This is a genomic window from Fictibacillus sp. WQ 8-8 (assembly GCF_024494405.1).
Taxonomy (GTDB): domain Bacteria; phylum Bacillota; class Bacilli; order Bacillales; family Fictibacillaceae; genus Fictibacillus_C; species Fictibacillus_C marinisediminis.
Genome location: NZ_JAMXKG010000005.1, coordinates 74,336 through 93,632 on the forward strand (window position 1 = coordinate 74,336; position 19,297 = coordinate 93,632).

The following is a 19,297-nucleotide window of genomic DNA, read 5'->3' on the forward strand; positions in this document are numbered from 1 at the left end:
TCCATTAGTTTTCATGGATGGTTTTCTTCACCTTTTTCAGCAGCTTAACAAACGGATAATAAACGAGAATCGTAAACACAGCGTTCAAGATCAGCGTGGGAAGCAGCCTGTCATAAAAGAAGGAGTCTATACTTGTATCGGCAATACCAATTAAAGAGTTTAATCCATAAACCATAAATTCAAGTCCTGCCACCCCGGCTGCACTTAAAAGTATAGCAACAAAAAAGTTGCTGAAAAGATAGCGGGATAAAACAGAAATAAAGTAAGCCACCAATGCGGTAGAAAACATGTACACACCGATCAGATCTGTATAGATAAGATCGGTAAGAAGCCCAAAGATCATCCCGTACACGATGCCAAACGAAGGTTTAAGATAGCATGACATCAGAATAATCAGGACAAGAGAAAAATGCGGAATCAACAGGAAGCCCCATCCATAATGTTCGGGTGCCAGCACCTGCATGACCGTACTCTCAGCCACAAACGCAATATAGGTAATAAAAGGAAGAAGAATCCTATTCATTATTCTTCCTCCTTTGCTTTAAATTCGTTTTCATCGACTTGAGGCATCGACCGGTCAAGAATCATCACATGATCAAGATCATAAAGATTAGCAGACGGCTTTAAATATGCGGTCTTTGTCAGCCCATATTCATCCGGCTTTACTTCCTTGACTGTTCCGATCAGCAGCCCGCGCGGAAAGACCTCGCCAAGACCCGATGTAATCACCTTCTGGCCTTTTTCCAGCTTGGCATTTACCGGTATCTTTTTAAACAGCAATGCTTGTTTCTTAGAATCATAGCCTTCAATCATTCCGAAAATACGCTTATTGCTTTCAGCGATAGCGGAAATACGGTTCGTCCTGTCGTTGTCGCTGATCAGCTGTATCGTGGAATGGAAAGCAGATACCTTCGCCACTTTGCCGATGAATCCTTCAGGTGAAACTACAGCCATCTTGGATTTGACACCGTCTCTGTATCCTTTATTCACAAAGATGAATTTGTTCCATCGATCAGGAGAGCGTCCGATGACAGAAGCCTCCCTCACCTTATACTCCGTAAGATCAGCCTCTTTTTCGAGCTGGCTCTTTAATGTTTTGTTTTCCTTTTTCAGTTCCTGCACATCCACAGACAGCTGTGCATATTCATCCAGCTTGGATTTCAGCAGTTTGTTCTCATGATACATATGCTTCATTTCTGTCAGGTTCTCAAAGAAACCCGCTATAGAGTTAGCGGGTTTATAAAACAGCGACTGGCTTACACCAACCGTATCTTTTAAAAATTGTTCCGGCCAGCTTAATTCTTCACGATCTTTCATAGAAAAACCGATCATTGCCACCAAGACTATGATACTCGCAAGAAGAATAATTAGCCGCTTGTTTGAGAAAAATTGTGGCACGATCTAAACACCTACTTAAGCCTTTGTTTTCGAACGAGAAGTAATCCCGGCCTTTGAACGGAAAAGATGCAAGTTTTCAAGTGCGCGTCCTGTTCCGACAGCGACACAGTCCAATGCGTTCTCAGCAACGATGACAGGCATCTTGGTTTCTTCGCTGATCACCTTATCCAGGTTACGAAGCAAAGCTCCTCCTCCAGTAAGTACAATTCCGCGGTCCATGATGTCAGCAGCAAGTTCAGGAGGTGTTTTTTCAAGCGTCACTTTTACTGCCTCCATGATGCTGTTAACCGTATCTCTAAGAGCGCTGGAAACTTCTTCCGCCGAAATCGTAATGGTTTTCGGCAGGCCTGTCAATAAATCACGGCCGCGGATGTCCATGTTCTCAATTCCGTCTGCAGAACCGGCAGAACCGATCTCAAGTTTAAGCGTTTCAGCTGTACGCTCACCAATCATCAAGTTGTAGGTTTTCTTAATATACTGAATAATTGCATCGTCCATCTCATCTCCGGCAATACGGATCGATTGGCTCGTTACAATTCCTCCAAGGGAAATGATCGCCACTTCTGTAGTACCGCCGCCGATGTCAACGACCATGCTTCCTGTAGGCTCCCATACCGGAAGATCTGCACCGATTGCTGCTGCAAAAGGCTCTTCGATCGTATACGCTTCACGGGCTCCAGCTTGTTTTGTTGCATCTTCTACTGCACGTTTTTCAACCGCTGTAATTCCAGAAGGAACACAGACCATGACATTTGGTTTTCTAGCAAATACAGAACGGTTCTTCTGTGCCTGCTGAATAAAATACTTCATCATTGTTGCTGTTGTTTCAAAATCCGCAATGACTCCGTCTTTCATTGGACGAACCGCTACAATGTTTCCTGGTGTACGGCCAATCATATTTTTTGCATCGTTCCCTACTGCTTCAATTGATCCTGTATCAGTTCGCAATGCCACCACGGAAGGTTCACGCACAACAACACCCTTACCCTTCACGTAAACAAGAGTGTTAGCAGTCCCTAAATCAATCCCTAAATCTCTTGAAAATCCACCAAACATTTATGTAACTCCCTTCATCAAGCAAAACTCATAAATATGATTATACGCTAACAAAAGCGCAAATGACAATGTTAAACATAACCTTTTTCTTTTAAACTTACATATTTTAAATCGCCGATAATAATATGGTCCAAAAGCTCAATTCCAAGCATTTTTCCGCATTCTACTAATCTTTTTGTAACGTCGATGTCTTCCCTGCTCGGAGCGGGGTCACCGCTTGGGTGATTGTGGAAACAAATAATGGAAGCCGCAGACCTTCTGAATCCTTCCTTGAAAACTTCCCTAGGATGGACGATCGATGAATTCAGGCTTCCAATGAAAATCGTTTTCTTGTGGATGATTTGATTTTTCGTATTTAAATAGAGACAGACAAAATGCTCCTGCTGAAGGAAGCGCAGTTCATCCATCATGTATTGAGCCCCATCGTCAGGTGAGCGGATCGCAAACCGTTCGTCAAACGGCAATCGGCTGATGCGCCTTCCCAATTCAATGGCCGCGAGAAGCTCAACGGCTTTCGCATCCCCAATTCCGTGAATTTCTTTCAATTCACCAATCGTTGCGTCTTTCAAAAAACGAAGCCCTTCAAAATGCTGAATGATTCGGTTCGCAAGCTGAATGACAGATTCGTTCTTTGATCCTGTTCTCAATAATATAGCCAGGAGTTCATGGTTCGCCAGGGTTTCCGGTCCGCTGTTGAGCATTCGCTCACGCGGCCGTTCTTGTACAGGATAATCTCGAATCATAAGCGGTGTTTCGCCCACTTACGTATTCCTCCTTATATGTCATCTTCCTGACTGACTGCGCTGATTCCAAAGCTTTCAAGCTCCCTTACTACTCTGGATACTGGCAATCCCACCACGCAGTAAAAATCTCCGGCGATCGACTGGACGAGCCTTGCGCCCAATCCCTGGATCCCATAACTGCCGGCTTTATCAAACGGTTCTCCGCTGTTCACATAATATTCGATCTCTGCTTCTGAAAGCTCCCAAAACGTTACGTCTGTAGAAACTGAAAACAAACGTTCTACGCCTTCGGACAGAATGCAGACACCTGTATACACGGTATGAGTCCGGCCTGAGAGCGAACGGAGAGCAGCGACGGCTTCTTCCCTTCCAGCCGGTTTTCCCAATACGGTACCATTGTTCACAACAATCGTATCTGCACCAAGCACCACATGTTCCGAGTGCAGCCCAAATACATCTTCCGCTTTTTGCCTGGCAAGCGAACAAACAAGCTCTTCAGGTGACAATGAGGGATCCATGACCTCTTGAATAGTACTTGGAATAACTTCGTACGAGAGAAGGTTCATTGAAAGAAGTTCTTTTCTTCGAGGTGAAGAAGAGGCTAGTATGAGGCGTTTCATATAATCACCCTTTTAATTAGCGGTTCACTAAAACTGTCTAACTTCAAGAGAGATTGAATTAAGCATATCAAAATCTCCAAAGTTAGACAATAAGTAATCCGTTTATCATGATTGTTCTATTAATTTTTCGCCAAACCTTGTCTGTTTATGTCTTGATTTAACATTTTATTTTAAAATTTGTCGGATTTCTTTTATATGGAAAACATAAATGAAGCAAGGCAGGTTCACCCCGCTTTGCTTCATTATAGGCTATTTTAAGGTTTCAAGGAGCTTTGTATAGGACACAAAGCTGTCGAGCACAGATTGCTGCAGCGGCCAGTCAGCCTCGTCAGACCGGTTTGCCGTCAGCTTGGTTAACGCCCGGGAAATATCCTCCTCATAGTTTTTAACAGCCTTTTCCTGTTTGGCTGGCCATTGTTCATGCTGCTTATCACCGTATGCTTTCCATCCTTCATAATCTTTCATGATCGAATCCTTCGCTTTCTTGCTGAGCGACGGCACCTGGGAAAGGGTAATCACATTCTGCAGGAGAATCTTGCCGTTCACGATAAATGGTTCATCCATCTTGTGCGGAATTTTCAAGTTCGTATAGGAAGCATCGAGCTGTTTTGGCCACACTTCCACTCCTTTTAGCTTATAAACATCCGCCAGTGTTTGGGCCTCTTCTTTTTTATTGCCTAGCCCGATGAGGACAGAATAGTTTGCCCCTTGTTTGTAAACAGCCGCTGCATATCCTTGATCTTTAATGCTCTCGCTTATTTCCTTCGCTTTTTTCTCTGTGGAAAAGAGTCCATTCTGAGCGGCATGAAAGTCCATGGAGATATTTGAAATTGTTGCCGGAGCCTGTGCTTTGGAGCTAGCATTGCCAGGTTGGGCAGCCACTGTCTGGCTCTGGGTCGATGCCGTTTCACCGGTAAAAAGCATAAGGATAATGGCTCCAAACGTGCAGCCTGTTACAATCGCAGCAAGGACTGCAGTCATGAATTTTTTTGAGAACAGACTGGTGTTCCTTTTATGATCCATGATTATCATTCTGCGTTTGGACCACTTTTTCCGTAAGGTCGACGGGCGAGGAACGGAAGAAATTACTTTTTTGAAATCAAGCACTTTGCCGGCGCCTTCCGAATCAATAATCTCCCACCCTGCTGCTTCTTCTGTATAAACAGCCGCCGCGAGTTCCTTCGTCGAAGTCTCCTGCTCTTTCTGCACTTCTTTATAGGCAGTGGCTTTGCCGTTGATCAATACCGTGATCGGCTTTTGGTCCTTCATAACATCCGCTCCTTTGTTCTATCATCTAGTAAACATGGTATGCAGATCACCCATTTCATAGAACTAAAAGAATGTTATTTACTAGAATAGAAAAGAAAAAGACAAAACACTCCAAAGAGCGCTTTGTCCTTATTTTTTCTTTTCATTTGAAAGCTCAGCATTTGTGAGCGGATCCTTTTTTTCTACTGGCTGATCATACTTCATTTTCGGCAGATCTTTCATATATTGTGTCAGCTCCGGCAAATAGTAGGCGCTGATTAAAATTTTAAAAGATAGTCCCTCAGGCTGATCCTCTGCCATTAAAGGCGTCTCTTCTGTCGATGGAAGTTCTTCCTCCGTACCAGTAAAAGCGACTCCCTCAATAATCGAGATCCGCTTCAGTTTTTCAACCTCTTTTACAAACCGGGCTAGCCCATTATAGTCCTTTGAAGTAACGGTAAGCTCCACACTGGTTTTTTTTACGCCTTCAGGAAGAGGCGCTCCAGCAAGAGGAACAGCTGCTGTTTCTTTATCGGAACCCGTCTTTGGATCTTCAGTTTTTCCAGTTTGTGAAGCTGTTGTTGAATTCGTATCTGAAGTGTTAGATGAGTTCTGGGAAGAAGAACCAGTACTAGCTGACTGGGAAGTTTGCTGTCCCTGAGCAGTAGCCGCCGTTCCATCCTCTCCTTTAAATTCCATTCCTTCAATAATACTGTCAGAAAGAACCTCTGCTTTTTCCAGCTGAAGCATGAATTGGTCAACGAGAGGTTTGACCGGCACCTCCTGCTGAAGAGCATACGTATTTTCAATCATGGATGGAGCTGAAGCTTCATGGACGGCTGGCATCTCGTTCTGCTTCTTCAGCAGCTTGGTCTCCGTTTCATTCTGGTTGGCTTCTTCATGCAATGGAGTAATAACCCCAACATAAAACAAGGCGCCAGCCAACAGGACGATAACAGCTGAAAATGGAAGAATGTATTTTTTTAGTGATTCGGTCATTGTTTTCCGCCATCCCTTAAGTCCTTAAATGCCGCTTCGTTTAACGTCAGCTTATAGGTCGCCAAGTATCTTGGGAGTACATTTTTTTCACCTTTAAGATCATCTGTTTCCAATTTTTTCGATTCCACTTTTTCAAGCTCCGCATCCGTAAAATTCGGGGATGATGACAGCTCATGCAGGTACTGTGCAGAATCAGGCAATGTATCAAACTGAACAGCTATGGAAATATCTTTACCGCCATCATATTTGTACGTTATAAAATAGCCGCGCTCCGGCAGGAAAGAGACAAGATGCTGAAGCAGTTCGGCTGCAGGTATTTCTATACCTTTAATATAGTCGATCTTTTCCTGAAGCGGCGCACTCGCTGCAGGCTTTGTGCTTTTCGCATTCTGCTTTTGAATATCAGCCCTTTGCTTTTCTTGTTTAAGGTCATTCCTCGTCTGGTTAACCTCTTGCTTTGCAAGATAATAATCCACCCCAAGCCAGATGCTCCCTACAAGCAGTATGGCCAGAACACCCATGGGCAGCAGCTTGCATGAAAAAGATGACCGCTCTTTTCGCGGCAGCAGATTGATATCAACTAACATGCTGCACCTCTTTCAAACCAAGGCCAAGCACGACATCAAACCGGGATGGAAGATCTGCTGAAATTCTCTGGTTGGATTCAGAAGAAATAATTACAATTGGAACGGAAAACCTGGCAGAAAGCTTCTCTTTCACATAAATCAGTTCTGGGTGTTCACCGGTCAGCAGAATTTTCGTCACACTTTCTTGTCCCGAGCTTAAATTGTTTCGATAGTGTCCGGCAATCCGGTCAATTTCCAGCATCATATCATCAATTTCACCATGCAAATATCCAGGTTCTCCGTCCCAAAAGGCCGCTTGGCTGTTATGTGCATGGTTAAATGTAACGTTTGAAAGATCCACATCCATTTTCAAATGATTGAAGAAGTATGGTTTATGCTGATGAAAGATACTAAGCTGAATCGACTGGATATCAAACTGAAGGCAAAGGATGTGTTCCTCTTGATCCGCCAAACTGCGATGAAAAATATAACGGTACAGCGCCAAGAAGGAAGCATCCGCAACAACGGGCTTCAATTTCGCCTGTTCAAGCATCGAAGTGTAATCCGACACAATTTCTTCTGCCGCCGCAAACAGCAATATTTCAAGAGAAGACTCCGATCGGTTAAGGATCACATAGTCAAATACAGGATTATCAAACGGCACATGGATGGTGAAACCCAATTCCAAATAAAGGTACCCCTTGATCTCCTCCTCTTTCAATTCAGAGGGCAGGTTTTGTTTGCGCATCACGAGTTTTGCATCGGGCACATTAAATTGCACTTCTCTCCCTTTAATCCCCCAGTCACTAACACACTCTTCCAAAATAAGAGAAAGTGTTTCATGATCCTGAATTTTACCATCTTTAATAAGCCCTTCAGGCAGATACTTTTCCCCAAATTGACGAATATCAAGCGTTTCCGGCTGCTTAAATTCCACGAAACGAATGACATGATCCTGTATGAATAAGTTTGCTTTCCTGCGGTTAAATGAAGCCAATCCCCATGCCATTTCTTCTACACCTCTGTCTATGTTCAACTCAGTTCATTAATTGAAAGTTCCAGTTGATGATCTCGTGATAAAAAAAGTAGGATACGAGAGTGCCAAGTACAATATAGGGGCCAAATGGAATCGGCTGCCCTCTTTTCACAAGCTTTAACGCCAAACCCGCAACCCCGAGCACTGATCCAAACAGCGTGGCCAGCATAAAAGCTAGCAACGTTGCCTTCCAGCCAAGGACGATGCCAAGAACTCCCATCAGCTTGATGTCTCCGCCGCCCATTCCTCCTTTTGATACAACAGCAATGAGGAACAGCAGCCCGAAACCGAGAGCAAAGCCAGCAACAGGATCCCACCAAGGATCAAGCGGAATAAAAACGCGCAAAACAATAAAAACGGGAATAAAGAATAATAGCACCTTATCTGGAATGATCATGTATTTGATATCTGAAACCGTGATAATAACAAGGAGCGAGATCAGACACCAGGAAACGAGCAGTTCCTTTGACCATCCCACCAATAATGGCGAAATCGTAAAAAGAATTGCCGTGGATAATTCTATTACTGGGTAGAGAGCTGATATTTTCGTTTGGCAGCCTCTGCATTTTCCTTTTTGAAAAATCCAAGAAAAGACAGGAATGAGTTCGTACCAGTTAAGGTTACGGTCGCAGGTTGTGCAGCGGGAGCCTGGGTGTACGATTGATTCGTTGTTAGGGATGCGCAGGCCGACTACGTTGAAAAAGGAGCCCAATACTAATCCATAAGTAATTAATAATAGAAATATTGTTTGCATCTACTTCTCCTACTAAATATAAAAGTATGAACCTCCCTCGCATTTGAGAGAGGTTCTTAAATTATTAGTTAACTTTGTCTCGTTTCACAATATTTTCTTCGACAGGGCTGCCATCCGTATTTTTAACTCCTCTAGTTCCATTTATTAATTTAACAGAGTATGTGTAGTTATTAGTTGTAGTTTTAGTCACTACCACATAGGATCCAGTAGGTGCTTCTGCCGTTGGTGCAGTATCAGCTGAAGTAGTGTATCCACCTGATGTTTTATCAGGATCAGCAACATCATCCAAATATCCTTGTTTCTGTAAAAAATTCAAGGATAAATATTTGGTACCAGTATAAGTATCAGGATCTGCTGTAACTGCCATTTTTGCCGCGTTTATCATTTGCTTTGCATTACCAACATGAGCATCCTTCTTGGAGTTATCCAATATTCCTCCAATACTCAAAACAGCAATAGCTGCAATAATCCCCAAAATAACAACGACAACCAAAAGCTCGATCAGCGTTAAACCTTTTTCATTCTTTAAATACTTTTGCATTAACTTACGCATCCGTATTCCTCCTTTTTTCTTATATATCGGTTTGCTTCAGGAAATTTTTATAACTTTCCGACTACTTTCCGACAGAATCATAGATTTTAAACATAGGCACAATGATGGATATAACTATTGTCCCGACCACCGAGGCAAGAAAGACGATCATAAGCGGTTCAATTAAGGATTTGAGCCGATCGGTCGCGGTTTCAACCTCTTTTTCATAGAAATCAGCTACTTTTCCAAGCATCGCATCGAGCGATCCTGTTTCCTCACCGATCGCGATCATCTGTGTAACAAGTGGTGGAAAGATCCAGTGTTCTTTCATCGGTTCAGCTAAACGCTGCCCTCTCTCAAGCGCACCTCTTGATTGTCTCAGTACTCGGGCAACCACCTCGTTTTCTACTACCTTTTCCACTATTGATAGAGCCTGCAGCACAGGCACGGAACTGGAGAACAGTGAACTTAAGGTACGAGCCATCCGTGCCAATGAGGACTTTTGTAACATTTTACCGAATAATGGTAATTTCAATATAGCATAATCTAGGTAATATTTACCAGACGGTTTTTTTCTGATGAGATAGATTGATAGAGAAAATAGAAAAACAAGCACCAAGATAATCCACCAGTATCCCTGAACAAAATGACTGGCTGAAAGAACGAACTTTGTAATACCCGGAAGCTCTCCTCCTGCCTCTTCAAGCATGGAAGCAAACGTCGGCACAACCTTTGCCAGCAAGAATATAACTACCCCAACGGCGACGACTCCGACGATGGCCGGATACGTCATCGCTGAAATGATCTTCTGCCTCGTGTAGTGCTGCTTCTCAAAAAAATCAGCAAGTCTGGATAACGTTTCCTCCAGACTGCCCCCAAGTTCTCCAGCCGCAATCATATTGATGACGATGGAAGGAAAGATGGCAGGGTGTTTCCCCATCGCTGCCGAGAGTGGATTCCCCTGTCTCAGCTCTTCTTCCACATCAATCAGTACCTTTTTCAATGCCTTGCTTTCGGTCTGGCCGGCAAGGATTGAAGTTGAGTCAACCACTGAGACACCGGCTTTCAGCAAGGTGGAAAACTGCCGAAGAAAAATAACAAACTGCTGGGACTTTACCCGCGGCCCGATGGAAATCTCCTTGTTCAGGAGAGTCTGCTTTGCTTCATTCAGCTCCATGACCGCGATGCCTTTCTCACGGAGCTTGAGCACCACTTCCCGTTTAGAAATTCCGATAATGGTCCCGGTTTTCTTTTTGCCGGTCCTGTCCCTGCCGGTATATTGAAATTGCGGCATGCTAGTAACTCCTCTCCTGAAGGTAAGGCTCAGCCGACTCTTTTAATATTTCCTGCCGTTCCAACGCTTCCTTCAGCGACATCTCAAAGGTATGCATGCCCGATGCCTTGCTCGTCTGCATGACATTATTGATCTGGTGAATTTTCTCATTGCGGATCAAGTTGGCAACTGCAGAGTTGTTTAAAAGAATTTCTGTTACTGCTTTTCTTCCATTCTTATCAGGAGTTGGGAACAAACGCTGTGAAAGAATACCGACAAGCACGGAAGCCAGCTGAATGCGGATCTGTCCCTGCTGATTCGGCGGAAACACGTCTATGATCCGGTCGATCGTGGACGGTGCACTGCTTGTATGAAGCGTTCCTAACACCAAATGTCCCGTTTCCGCAGCTGTTATGGCTGTTGAGATCGTCTCCAAATCTCTCATTTCCCCCAGCAGAATGACATCAGGATCCTGTCTGAGCGATGAACGAAGCCCGTTAGCAAAGTTAGCCGTATCAAACCCGACTTCACGCTGGTCGATGATGCACGTATTGTGCCGGTGCAAGTACTCAATCGGGTCTTCAAGTGTGATGATATGGCGTCGCATCGTGCGGTTCATATAATCAATGATAGAAGCTTGAGTGGTCGATTTCCCGCTTCCCGTCGGCCCTGTTACCAGGATCAGCCCTTGCGGCTTTACTGCCATCTTTTTTAACGTATCAGGAAGGGCAAGATCCTCCAGAGTCGGGATGCTTGTAGGAATAACCCGGATCGCCAGACTGACACACGACCGCTGATGGTATGTATTGATCCTGAAACGGGATACTCCTTTTATGCCGTAGGAAAAATCAAGTTCTCCCTTTTCTTTGAATGTTTCATAGCTTTCAGAAGGAATAATCGACCGGGCAATCCCGTACGTGTCTTCCGGCAGCAGCGGCTCGTTTCCGTATTTTTTTAAATCACCATTAATCCGGAAAACCGGCGGCATGCCAACGGTTAAGTGAACATCCGATGCTCTCAGCTGAAAAGCTGCCCTCAGCCATAATTCCAATTTTTCTTTCATCATTTACACCTACTCACTCGTGGCTACCCGCAGGATCTCTTCAGTAGTTGTTAGTCCTTTTTTCACTTTAAGCAGCCCGTCATCGATCAAAAAGATAGTGCCGCTCTTTAAGGCATATTCACGGACTTCAAGCATCGGACGGTTATTCATGATAAGCTGCCGGATATGCTCGTCCACGACTAAGATCTCGTGAATAGCAAGGCGCCCTTTGTAGCCTGTCATGTTGCATGTTCCGCATCCTTTCCCGCGAGTTACAACCTCGATTTTCATGCCCCTCTTGGAAAAGATTTCTTTTTCACGTTCTGTCGCTTTATATTGCTTCTGGCAGTCCCGGCAGACTCTGCGGACGAGGCGCTGTGCGACGATTCCGGAAAGAGAAGCGGCCACGAGGAACGGCTCAACGCCCATATCCGTTAATCGGGCAATAGTGCCGATCGAATCGTTCGTATGAATCGTACTTAATACAAGGTGTCCTGTTAAGGAAGCCCGCACGGCGATTTCTGCTGTTTCCGTATCCCGAATCTCACCGACCATGACAACATCGGGATCCTGCCTCAGGATCGCTCTCAGACCGTTGGCAAATGTCAGTCCGACATTGCTGTTTACCTGAATCTGGTTGATGCCCTCGAGCTGGTATTCTACCGGGTCTTCAACCGTAACAATGTTAGACTCTTCATCGTTCAGACGATTAAGCGCGGCATACAGCGTGGATGACTTTCCGGAACCCGTCGGACCTGTGATCAATACGATGCCGTTTGGCTGCTCGATCAGCTGCGTAAACCTTTGATAGTTCAGCTTGTTGAAGCCGAGGTTATCCAAATTGTTCAGAGAGCTTCCCAGATCCAGGATACGAAGAACGATTTTTTCTCCATATATGGTCGGAAGCGTGGAGACACGCAGATCTACCGGATGCATATCCGCGTTCATTTTTATCCTGCCGTCCTGAGGAAGCCGGCTTTCGGTAATGTTCAAGTTAGCCATGATTTTAATTCTGGCAGTCAGCATGTTCTGCATGTGTTTCGGCAGATTCCGGTCTGTTTTCAGCATACCGTCGATCCTGTAGCGCACAGCTAATTTCGTTTCCTGCGGATCAAAATGGATGTCTGACGCCTTTTGAAGCACCGCCTGCAGGATGATCTGGTTAACGAGCTTTACGATCGGTGAATCTTCTTCCGTGATGCGGCTATCATCGCTTAAAACTGAATCTTGCGGAAGCAGATCCATTAGCTCGCTCATCGATTCATCCATATTATAAAACTTGTTATGCGCCTTTAAGATATCGTCTTTCGTCGCAATGGCACGCTCAATCTGAAATCCTGTGGACAGACGCAGGTCATCGATCGCTGTAAAATCCATCGGGTCCGCCATCGCGACGAGCAGTTTGTCTCCTTCTTTTTTTAGAGGAATGAGCTGGTACCTCTTGGCCACGTCTCCCGGAACAATCGATACGATCTGTTCCTCGATGGGGTAGCGGAAAAGGCTGATATGCGGTATGCCGAGCTGAAATTCAAGCACTTCGATCAGCTGCTGCTCTGTGATGTAGCCTCTCTCGATAAGCGCATCGCCGAGCTTTTGTGATTTTGTTTTCTCCTTTAATGTCTGCATCAACTGCTCTTCCGAAAGGAGTCCGGCATCAACCAAAATGTCACCAAGTCTTTTTCGCTGGCTTAGCATTCCGCTCACTCCTGTTTATCTCCTTTATCCGACTGAACGTTATTCTGGCCAGCCGCAGACTGTGTGTTTGAATCATTCAATCTTTTTCTTGCGATATCGCCAGAGGGTATTTCGGGTATCGGCGGATACGTTACGGTTCCGGGAGTCCCTGGAACAGCAGGTGTTGAAGGCCTCGGGTCCGTTGCTGTTCCGGGATCTGTTGAACTGCCTGGATCCGTCGTTACCGGATCGGCAGGAGATGTACCGTCTGTTGCCGTTTCTATCGGAAACCCGCGTTTTTCCATCCGAGGAACCGGAGGATAGAAATCCTCTGAAAGCTTTGTTTTTTCAACGATTTTGCCTGCCCCATCATAAGATACTCTGAAAACCGCAGCCAAAATCCCCTTCTCTCCTGCCTGTAAAAGCTCGATAGCGCCAGGGTCCATATCTTTGTTATATTGAACGATTGTCCTTGGATCATATACTGTTTTCTTAACCGCTGTTTTATATGTAAACGGAAATGGAGCTCCGACAAGAGAGACTTTAACCGTTTTCTTTTTATAGCTCATGCCAAGGATATAAGAACCCGGATTCGGATTTTGGAATACGAGATCCTGCTCATCCGGATCAACTGCTGCTTCAAAGCCCAGTTTAATAAAACCAGGAAGCTCCCTAGAAGTATTCCTTTCAATCATTCCAAAATTGGACTTAGCTACCACCGAATAAATTGAGCTTGCAAGAAGAGCCAGATCATCAGAATCTTTCGGCTGAAGGCCCTTTTTCTCCATGACTTCACGCAAAGAAAAGATAGCACCCGGTTCAATTTGATAGCCGTTGAGTGCTTTGACCCAGTCCTCCAATAAAAAATATTCATATTCCAATGGCACTTTAGCTGTGCTTACTTTAACTGGTTCAAGATTTTGTTCAGCATAAAAGTCTCCAAGTTTAAGTACGGTCTGGCCGGAAGCAAGGATGGATGCCGTCTCTCTTATTTGGTGGAGAAGCAAATCCATATTCAATGATTTTTCCAGACCTTTATCTTTAAACTTTTTTAAAGAGGCTGTCACTTTTTCCTGCTTTACATCAACGAGAAGAGGATTGTCACCTTCTTTCGCCTGGTTCAGGCTTTCGGAGATCCGAAAAGCCACGGCTCCAGCAGGGAGAATAACTTGTTTTTCGTTATAAGCCAAAAGGATGCTTGAACTCTTTTTCCAATCAGCAACCTTCTTATCAAGTAACCCTAGTGCATCTGCGTTTGTTTTATTTTCTAAAGAAACCGGCCCTACTTGGACCCCCTTATTTTTTATTTCTTCTCCGAATGATTTATTGTATAAGTTTGAGCCGTAGAGAGAAACGCCAAAAATAAAAAAGGAGGAAAGGCAAAGAATACCAAAAATCATTAGGAACCGTGTGTTCTTAAATTCTGGTTGCGCCAAATTCCCTCCCCCCTTTTTTAGTCAGCCACGTTCATGGATAGCTCAACCATGACAGAAGGGCCTTCCTCACGAGCTTTTACAATATCTTCTCTGCTGAGCAGTGTTCCGCTTGGGATAATTAAATTACCTGTTTTTGAATAAATGTCTTTGGAAGCACGCTTACCATTTAACAGTTCTAACTGTTTTTCTTTTAGCGGATCTTCGTTCGCGAATCGATCGAGTGTCAATTCTTCTAAAGTCTGTTCAGGCTCGATTAGCTGTTCTGGTTCATTTAAAAAATGCAGCTGGCTTTCTTCCTTCACCACGATTAAATCACGTCCAAAGGTCACCACAAATTCCGATTTCAAGACTGCCTCTTTATCCTTCATACCGATTGTCAGACCAAGGATCGATCCGTTATCTTCGTTAATATAAAATTCATCGGCTTCACCAAGCAGCTGCCCTTTGCGGTCAATGACTCTAGCTCCCGAAATACTGATTTTTTTCTGTACGAGTTCGTTGGCAATGGGTATCTCCGTTAAATCGAAAATAGAATTGCGGTCTTCGATGGTTACCGCAAATTCACCGACACCCACGATCTTTTTAAACGGAACCGCCATTACACTGATCTGCCCGTCCTCATGTTCTACAATTAAAAAGTCAACGCTCCCCTGCTGTGCGTTGATCACCAGGGACTTCACTGTTCCGATTTCTGCTCCTTCATTGATGCTGATAATCGGCAAGCCGACAAATTGGTTGCTCTTCTTCACACTCATCACTCAATTCTAATCTAAATTGGTAATATTATCATGCAACACCAAATTATTGTACTATATCTTCTGGAATTAGGTAAGTAGTAAAATAGTACTCTATTTCACTTTTTATCACACCATATTCCGAATAGCGTTCTTTCAAATCTGATAACAATGATGCAAGCTTGAGATTTTCCTTTTCCTGAATATAAAAATCCCTCAGTAAACCGGAAAAGATATAATAATCTTTGGGAGAAAGCTGCTGCTGCAAAACGGTTGTCAGCACGCTTTCGAATTCTGCTCTCTCGCCATGTTCCCTCACCCAGCTCACCTGTTCAATCATAAATTCAAGAATGTCTGGTGACAGATCTGCCTTTTTTTCTTCCATAACATCTGGCAATACGGCCTCTGCCTCATTCTCCTCAGAATCCTCTGAATCTTGTTCAGTCAACACATCAAGTTGGATCAAGTCTTCCAAATCTTCAAGCTTATCTTCAAGCTCACTTGCAGCTTGAACTTCAGTCTCTTCCAAATCCTCTGGCTGAGCGATGTCTGTTGTTTTTTCCTCAGCAGATGCCTGGTCTTCAATTTCTGATACCTGTACTTCAGACAACTCTCCTAGCTCTTCCAATTCTCCCAGCAGCTGCTCGCGTCCGTGAGCAATCTCAGCAGAATGTTCCTCAGGCTGCGTCTCTTCCTCCATAACCGGCTCTGTCTTTCGTCCTTCTACGAGGAAATCAAATTCATCCGTATTTTCTGCTTCTTCCAGAATGGTTTCAGGTTCAACAGGAACAGCGATTTCCTCCAGTTCCGGAATTTCCACGTTCTCAAGTTGGTTCGGCAAGTCCTGAAATACTTCAAGCTCTTGTTCAACTTCACTCTCCACTGGTAATGGAGCCTGTTGTTCAGCTGTGTCCACATGGTGAACCACTTGAATACTGCGGCTCTCGGGCCCTAGTAAACTATCGTTTTGTGTTAATCCGGCCGGCTCCGCTGTTAAAGGAATTGCTTCCCATCCAGCTTGATCGGCAGGTATGGCTCCCAGTTTTTTCTCCGTTATGTAGGCGGCAATGAATGAGAGTCCCGCCATGAGACCTGCTGTAAGCCAAAACGGCAGGTAACCTGCAGCAATCAATCCAATGAACGAGAGTAGGATTGCGGTCACAGCCAGCAACAATTTATTTTTCTTCGGTATGAAGCCCGGTCCAAAATAAAGCAAGGCTGTAACAAGTATCGCGCCAATTATTGCTATAAAATAAAGAGCCAATTGCCTCCATTCCCCTCTGTAAAATTAAACCATTTGATAAAATTCTTTCTTTTATTACAAAATATATCAAATTTCTGTAAACAAATTGTATAATAAAAACTATTAATTGGAAAGAACCTTTGCGGGGGGATTTTTTTGAAGAAGACAACCGAATCCGGTTTTACATTAGTAGAAGTACTTATTTCCTTTACAATTCTTATCATTCTAACGGCTGCTGTTTCCCGTTTTTTCTTGCAGGCCAACGCCTACTCCGAACAAAACAACAAGAAATTGGTGGCAGTCAACCTTGCCAGACAAATCGTTGAGGCCGTGGAAGCGTCTCCGCCTAAGGATGTGACAGCACTTACACCTGCCGTTCAACAAGCGGCTAACATGAACTATGATACTTGTGTTCAAACGAGTCTTTTAACTCAGGATCAATGCTCTGGTTTCTATAAGCACTTGATCAATAACACGCACTATACTGTAAAGCTTTTGATTACAAACGGACAGACGGACGAATGGAATGAAAAGCTCGTTCCGTTTACAGCAAGAGTTGACTATAACGACGGCAAGGACCGCTTTGTTACTGTTGAGGGCAATTATTTGAATACCAAATGGAAAGGGACTTCCACTCCATGAAAAAAAGAATAAAAAATGAACGCGGTTTAACCCTTGTGGAGCTATTGCTTAGCCTGTCGATCATGCTTATCATATCAGCCGTCGCTTATTTTGTTTTTTTTAACGGCATGAACAGCTACAAAAAAACATATACAGAAACCCTGATTCGTGATGAAGCCGATGTCATCATGACCCAATTTATGAACGCCGTCTACCCAGCTAAAGACGCTTTACTTTCAACCGATAAAAATAATGTCATCATTCTGGACAAAGGGAAACAGACCGAACAAAAATTTGGCTTCGACGGCTCGAACGCTGTCCTTAATTCTACTGCCCTCAACAATTCAGATTTTGATCTCAGCGGTTCGGTGCTTGAACTGGATACGACGGCGAATTCGATAAAAATCAGTATGAAAATAAAAAGCACAAAATCAGATAAAGCGAAGCCATTGGCATTGAACAGTCAGATCAGCCTGCTGGGGGGAGGCGGAAACTAGTGAGGTTCCGTTTAGATGAAAAAGGATCAACATTAACTCTTGTACTTTTAATCTCTGCAGTGTTCGCCATAATAGGATTGACGTTAATCAGCACGACGATAAACGGGGCAAAACAGACAAGTACCAGGGAAGCTGAAGTACAGGCTACCTATCTTGCCGAAAAAGGCATGGATTACACTGCTGCCAAGATTAACAATAAACTCAAAACAGATATAGGAAACGGAATACTGGTCAGCCAGTTCCCAGCCACCTTCACAAACGTAATTAATTTTGTCAGAGGACAAGTTATCGGGAAAACCATCAATCCAAGCGGAAATGGAACGTATACAGTAAAAGATATACAGTTTACAGATACGAGCAGCACAACTCCTAACCGGAAAAGTGTCACGATTCAAGTGGAAGCTAACGTCAAGAACCAGACAAAGCTATTGAAACGAACCATATTTTTTGGAACTGGTAATGCTCCTGAGATATTGAAGTATGCATTGGGTTCGTTTTGTTTATCAAAGAATTGTCTTCCAGGAGAAGGAAATATGTACCTTCAAGGAGCTTCTCAAATAAAAGGTGATCTCTATGTAGCGAATAATTTATTTGTAAAAGACAGCGGCCCTACAGTTTACAATTATAATTATCGTTATGGAACTTATACTGTTCCTTACTGGAACGATACGCTCTCACCACAGCTTATTCCTAATGATTCTTCAACAAAATCAAAAATAGCATTAGGAGGTAATCTTTTTACTTTTACAGACGCGGCTCCTTTTTTTAATTTTAACTTTTCAGAATTAAAATATGAGAATGAGTACAGAAGTATCAGCAACTATTATCAAGCCCATTTAAACACGCCGGATGTTACAAATAGTTTTTACCAGAATGTAACCAATTCACCCGCTAATTATTTTACCTCTTCCGTTCCGTCGATTGTTAAAAGTAATTTCCGGCCTCCTATTATAGAAATTGCAGGTAAAAGAAACAGTTATAAATATAATTGGAATGATTCAGGTGTTTCCCCCATTCCTTTACCAAACAACAGAATAAATGATTCAAATACTTTATATAAGAGTTTGAAGATTTATCCCTACGATAAAAATGGAACGAACTTTGATTCATTTATACTTGAGGGAAACAACACGATCAATCAGTTTTCTTTTCCAGGCAATACCGAGATCACTGGACAAAGCAATAAAATCTCCAGATTAGAGTTTACAAATGGAGCTTATATTGGAGGGGATTTAGAGATTGGGTCAAAAAGTGCTTCAAATAATCCTAATACTTATCCAACTATTCAAATCAGAGGTCCTATTTTTGTTGACGGTGACTTAACCATTAATAATGTAAATGGACAGTTTGCATCACTCATCTATGTAACCGGAAAAACAACCATTGAGTATTCAACATTAAATGGTTTAAATGAATCTTTAAAACCTCCTGGTTCCTTGATTGTTTTCAGCAAAGGAGATATTAATATTCAAAACAACAGTCTATACGATGATAACCCAAGCTACTTAAAAGGATTTTTTTATTCCGAGAGAGATATTGAAATGTATGGGGTAGGATCAAACATTTCTATAGATGGAGGCTTGTCGGCAAGGAAAATCATTTTGAATGCACTGGCTGGAAAGTACGCTAACCAGGGCCAAGAAGCTCTCATAAAATCCAGTGATATTAACTTATCACGGTTAAAAATCAATTACGATCCGGATATCATTGAAACATACGCCAACCTTAAAGAATCCGAACCGATGATTACAGATCTTGATGAGCCTGCAATCGCTGAACCTCATATGAAATAAAAAAAGGCCTTCTCCGATGAGAAGGCCTTTTG

The 19,297-nt window shown here is 43.4% G+C and carries 20 protein-coding genes; 3 read left to right on the forward strand and 17 right to left on the reverse strand.

The features are described from left to right. Window positions 1-4: 4 nt before the first annotated feature. The 17 genes from mreD to M1K46_RS12415 all read right to left on the reverse strand — a co-directional run bounded on the left by mreD (window position 5) and on the right by M1K46_RS12415 (window position 16,375). Window positions 5-523: a rod shape-determining protein MreD gene (gene mreD / locus M1K46_RS12335; RefSeq protein WP_091004189.1), complete on the reverse strand. Its 519-nt coding sequence runs from the start codon at window positions 521-523 to the stop codon at window positions 5-7. Continuing rightward, on the reverse strand, window positions 523-1,398 hold the full coding sequence (gene mreC / locus M1K46_RS12340; RefSeq protein WP_256226212.1) for a rod shape-determining protein MreC: 876 nt from the start codon (window positions 1,396-1,398) through the stop codon (window positions 523-525). The genes mreD and mreC overlap by 1 nt, the downstream gene beginning before the upstream one ends. Before the next feature lie 15 nt (window positions 1,399-1,413). Continuing rightward, window positions 1,414-2,454: a rod shape-determining protein gene (locus M1K46_RS12345; protein WP_053357693.1), complete on the reverse strand. Its 1,041-nt coding sequence runs from the start codon at window positions 2,452-2,454 to the stop codon at window positions 1,414-1,416. A 71-nt stretch (window positions 2,455-2,525) separates the two neighbouring features. Further along, entirely contained in the window at window positions 2,526-3,197 is a 672-nt protein-coding gene (radC, locus tag M1K46_RS12350; RefSeq protein WP_053358515.1) for a RadC family protein, read from the reverse strand. A gap of 32 nt (window positions 3,198-3,229) precedes the next feature. Then, window positions 3,230-3,817 carry a Maf family protein gene (locus tag M1K46_RS12355; protein WP_256226213.1) on the reverse strand — a complete coding sequence of 196 codons (588 nt, stop codon included), beginning with the start codon at window positions 3,815-3,817 and terminating at the stop codon, window positions 3,230-3,232. A gap of 249 nt (window positions 3,818-4,066) precedes the next feature. After that, entirely contained in the window at window positions 4,067-5,086 is a 1,020-nt protein-coding gene (locus M1K46_RS12360; protein WP_256226214.1) for an SPOR domain-containing protein, read from the reverse strand. A 129-nt stretch (window positions 5,087-5,215) separates the two neighbouring features. Further along, window positions 5,216-6,064 carry a hypothetical protein gene (locus tag M1K46_RS12365; RefSeq protein WP_256226215.1) on the reverse strand — a complete coding sequence of 283 codons (849 nt, stop codon included), beginning with the start codon at window positions 6,062-6,064 and terminating at the stop codon, window positions 5,216-5,218. After that, window positions 6,061-6,651: a PilN domain-containing protein gene (locus M1K46_RS12370; RefSeq protein ID WP_256226216.1), complete on the reverse strand. Its 591-nt coding sequence runs from the start codon at window positions 6,649-6,651 to the stop codon at window positions 6,061-6,063. The genes M1K46_RS12365 and M1K46_RS12370 overlap by 4 nt, the downstream gene beginning before the upstream one ends. After that, window positions 6,641-7,639, reverse strand: a complete 999-nt coding sequence (pilM, locus tag M1K46_RS12375; protein WP_256226217.1) for a type IV pilus biogenesis protein PilM — start codon at window positions 7,637-7,639, stop codon at window positions 6,641-6,643. The genes M1K46_RS12370 and pilM overlap by 11 nt, the downstream gene beginning before the upstream one ends. Window positions 7,640-7,667: 28 nt before the next feature. Next, window positions 7,668-8,420 carry a prepilin peptidase gene (locus M1K46_RS12380; RefSeq protein WP_256226218.1) on the reverse strand — a complete coding sequence of 251 codons (753 nt, stop codon included), beginning with the start codon at window positions 8,418-8,420 and terminating at the stop codon, window positions 7,668-7,670. 64 nt (window positions 8,421-8,484) lie between these two features. Continuing rightward, complete coding sequence (locus M1K46_RS12385) at window positions 8,485-8,973, reverse strand: type II secretion system protein (RefSeq protein ID WP_256226219.1); 489 nt, start codon at window positions 8,971-8,973, stop codon at window positions 8,485-8,487. Window positions 8,974-9,034: 61 nt separating this feature from the next. Further along, on the reverse strand, window positions 9,035-10,246 hold the full coding sequence (locus tag M1K46_RS12390) for a type II secretion system F family protein (RefSeq protein WP_256226220.1): 1,212 nt from the start codon (window positions 10,244-10,246) through the stop codon (window positions 9,035-9,037). Window position 10,247: 1 nt separating this feature from the next. Continuing rightward, complete coding sequence (locus tag M1K46_RS12395) at window positions 10,248-11,288, reverse strand: type IV pilus twitching motility protein PilT (protein WP_256226221.1); 1,041 nt, start codon at window positions 11,286-11,288, stop codon at window positions 10,248-10,250. Between the two features lie 9 nt (window positions 11,289-11,297). After that, the gene (locus M1K46_RS12400) at window positions 11,298-12,962 is read right to left on the reverse strand and encodes a GspE/PulE family protein (protein ID WP_256226450.1); all 1,665 of its coding nucleotides are present in this window, start codon (window positions 12,960-12,962) and stop codon (window positions 11,298-11,300) included. A gap of 5 nt (window positions 12,963-12,967) precedes the next feature. Continuing rightward, complete coding sequence (locus M1K46_RS12405; RefSeq protein ID WP_256226223.1) at window positions 12,968-14,377, reverse strand: G5 domain-containing protein; 1,410 nt, start codon at window positions 14,375-14,377, stop codon at window positions 12,968-12,970. A gap of 17 nt (window positions 14,378-14,394) precedes the next feature. After that, a complete protein-coding gene (locus M1K46_RS12410; protein WP_256226224.1) occupies window positions 14,395-15,126 on the reverse strand; it encodes a PRC-barrel domain-containing protein in 732 nt (243 codons plus the stop codon). 52 nt (window positions 15,127-15,178) lie between these two features. After that, window positions 15,179-16,375: a hypothetical protein gene (locus tag M1K46_RS12415; protein ID WP_256226226.1), complete on the reverse strand. Its 1,197-nt coding sequence runs from the start codon at window positions 16,373-16,375 to the stop codon at window positions 15,179-15,181. A 135-nt stretch (window positions 16,376-16,510) separates the two neighbouring features. Here M1K46_RS12415 and M1K46_RS12420 point away from each other — a divergent pair, with 135 nt between their 5' ends. The 3 genes from M1K46_RS12420 to M1K46_RS12430 all read left to right on the forward strand — a co-directional run bounded on the left by M1K46_RS12420 (window position 16,511) and on the right by M1K46_RS12430 (window position 19,265). Then, complete coding sequence (locus M1K46_RS12420) at window positions 16,511-16,996, forward strand: type IV pilus modification PilV family protein (protein ID WP_256226227.1); 486 nt, start codon at window positions 16,511-16,513, stop codon at window positions 16,994-16,996. Next, window positions 16,993-17,472: a prepilin-type N-terminal cleavage/methylation domain-containing protein gene (locus tag M1K46_RS12425; protein WP_256226228.1), complete on the forward strand. Its 480-nt coding sequence runs from the start codon at window positions 16,993-16,995 to the stop codon at window positions 17,470-17,472. The genes M1K46_RS12420 and M1K46_RS12425 overlap by 4 nt, the downstream gene beginning before the upstream one ends. Window positions 17,473-17,549: 77 nt before the next feature. Then, window positions 17,550-19,265, forward strand: coding sequence for a hypothetical protein (locus M1K46_RS12430; RefSeq protein WP_256226229.1), 1,716 nt, complete (start codon window positions 17,550-17,552; stop codon window positions 19,263-19,265). Window positions 19,266-19,297: the final 32 nt, after the last annotated feature.

Excerpts from the sequence above, each read along its gene's own strand:
- mreD (WP_091004189.1), bottom strand. The coding sequence starts at position 523 with ATGAATAGGATTCTTCTTCCTTTTATTACCTATATTGCGTTTGTGGCT.
- M1K46_RS12345 (WP_053357693.1), bottom strand. The coding sequence starts at position 2,454 with ATGTTTGGTGGATTTTCAAGAGATTTAGGGATTGATTTAGGGACTGCT.
- radC (WP_053358515.1), bottom strand. The coding sequence starts at position 3,197 with ATGATTCGAGATTATCCTGTACAAGAACGGCCGCGTGAGCGAATGCTC.
- M1K46_RS12355 (WP_256226213.1), bottom strand. The coding sequence starts at position 3,817 with ATGAAACGCCTCATACTAGCCTCTTCTTCACCTCGAAGAAAAGAACTT.
- M1K46_RS12360 (WP_256226214.1), bottom strand. The coding sequence starts at position 5,086 with ATGAAGGACCAAAAGCCGATCACGGTATTGATCAACGGCAAAGCCACT.
- M1K46_RS12365 (WP_256226215.1), bottom strand. The coding sequence starts at position 6,064 with ATGACCGAATCACTAAAAAAATACATTCTTCCATTTTCAGCTGTTATC.
- M1K46_RS12370 (WP_256226216.1), bottom strand. The coding sequence starts at position 6,651 with ATGTTAGTTGATATCAATCTGCTGCCGCGAAAAGAGCGGTCATCTTTT.
- pilM (WP_256226217.1), bottom strand. The coding sequence starts at position 7,639 with ATGGCATGGGGATTGGCTTCATTTAACCGCAGGAAAGCAAACTTATTC.
- M1K46_RS12380 (WP_256226218.1), bottom strand. The coding sequence starts at position 8,420 with ATGCAAACAATATTTCTATTATTAATTACTTATGGATTAGTATTGGGC.
- M1K46_RS12385 (WP_256226219.1), bottom strand. The coding sequence starts at position 8,973 with ATGCGTAAGTTAATGCAAAAGTATTTAAAGAATGAAAAAGGTTTAACG.
- M1K46_RS12390 (WP_256226220.1), bottom strand. The coding sequence starts at position 10,246 with ATGCCGCAATTTCAATATACCGGCAGGGACAGGACCGGCAAAAAGAAA.
- M1K46_RS12395 (WP_256226221.1), bottom strand. The coding sequence starts at position 11,288 with ATGAAAGAAAAATTGGAATTATGGCTGAGGGCAGCTTTTCAGCTGAGA.
- M1K46_RS12400 (WP_256226450.1), bottom strand. The coding sequence starts at position 12,962 with ATGCTAAGCCAGCGAAAAAGACTTGGTGACATTTTGGTTGATGCCGGA.
- M1K46_RS12425 (WP_256226228.1), top strand. The coding sequence starts at position 16,993 with ATGAAAAAAAGAATAAAAAATGAACGCGGTTTAACCCTTGTGGAGCTA.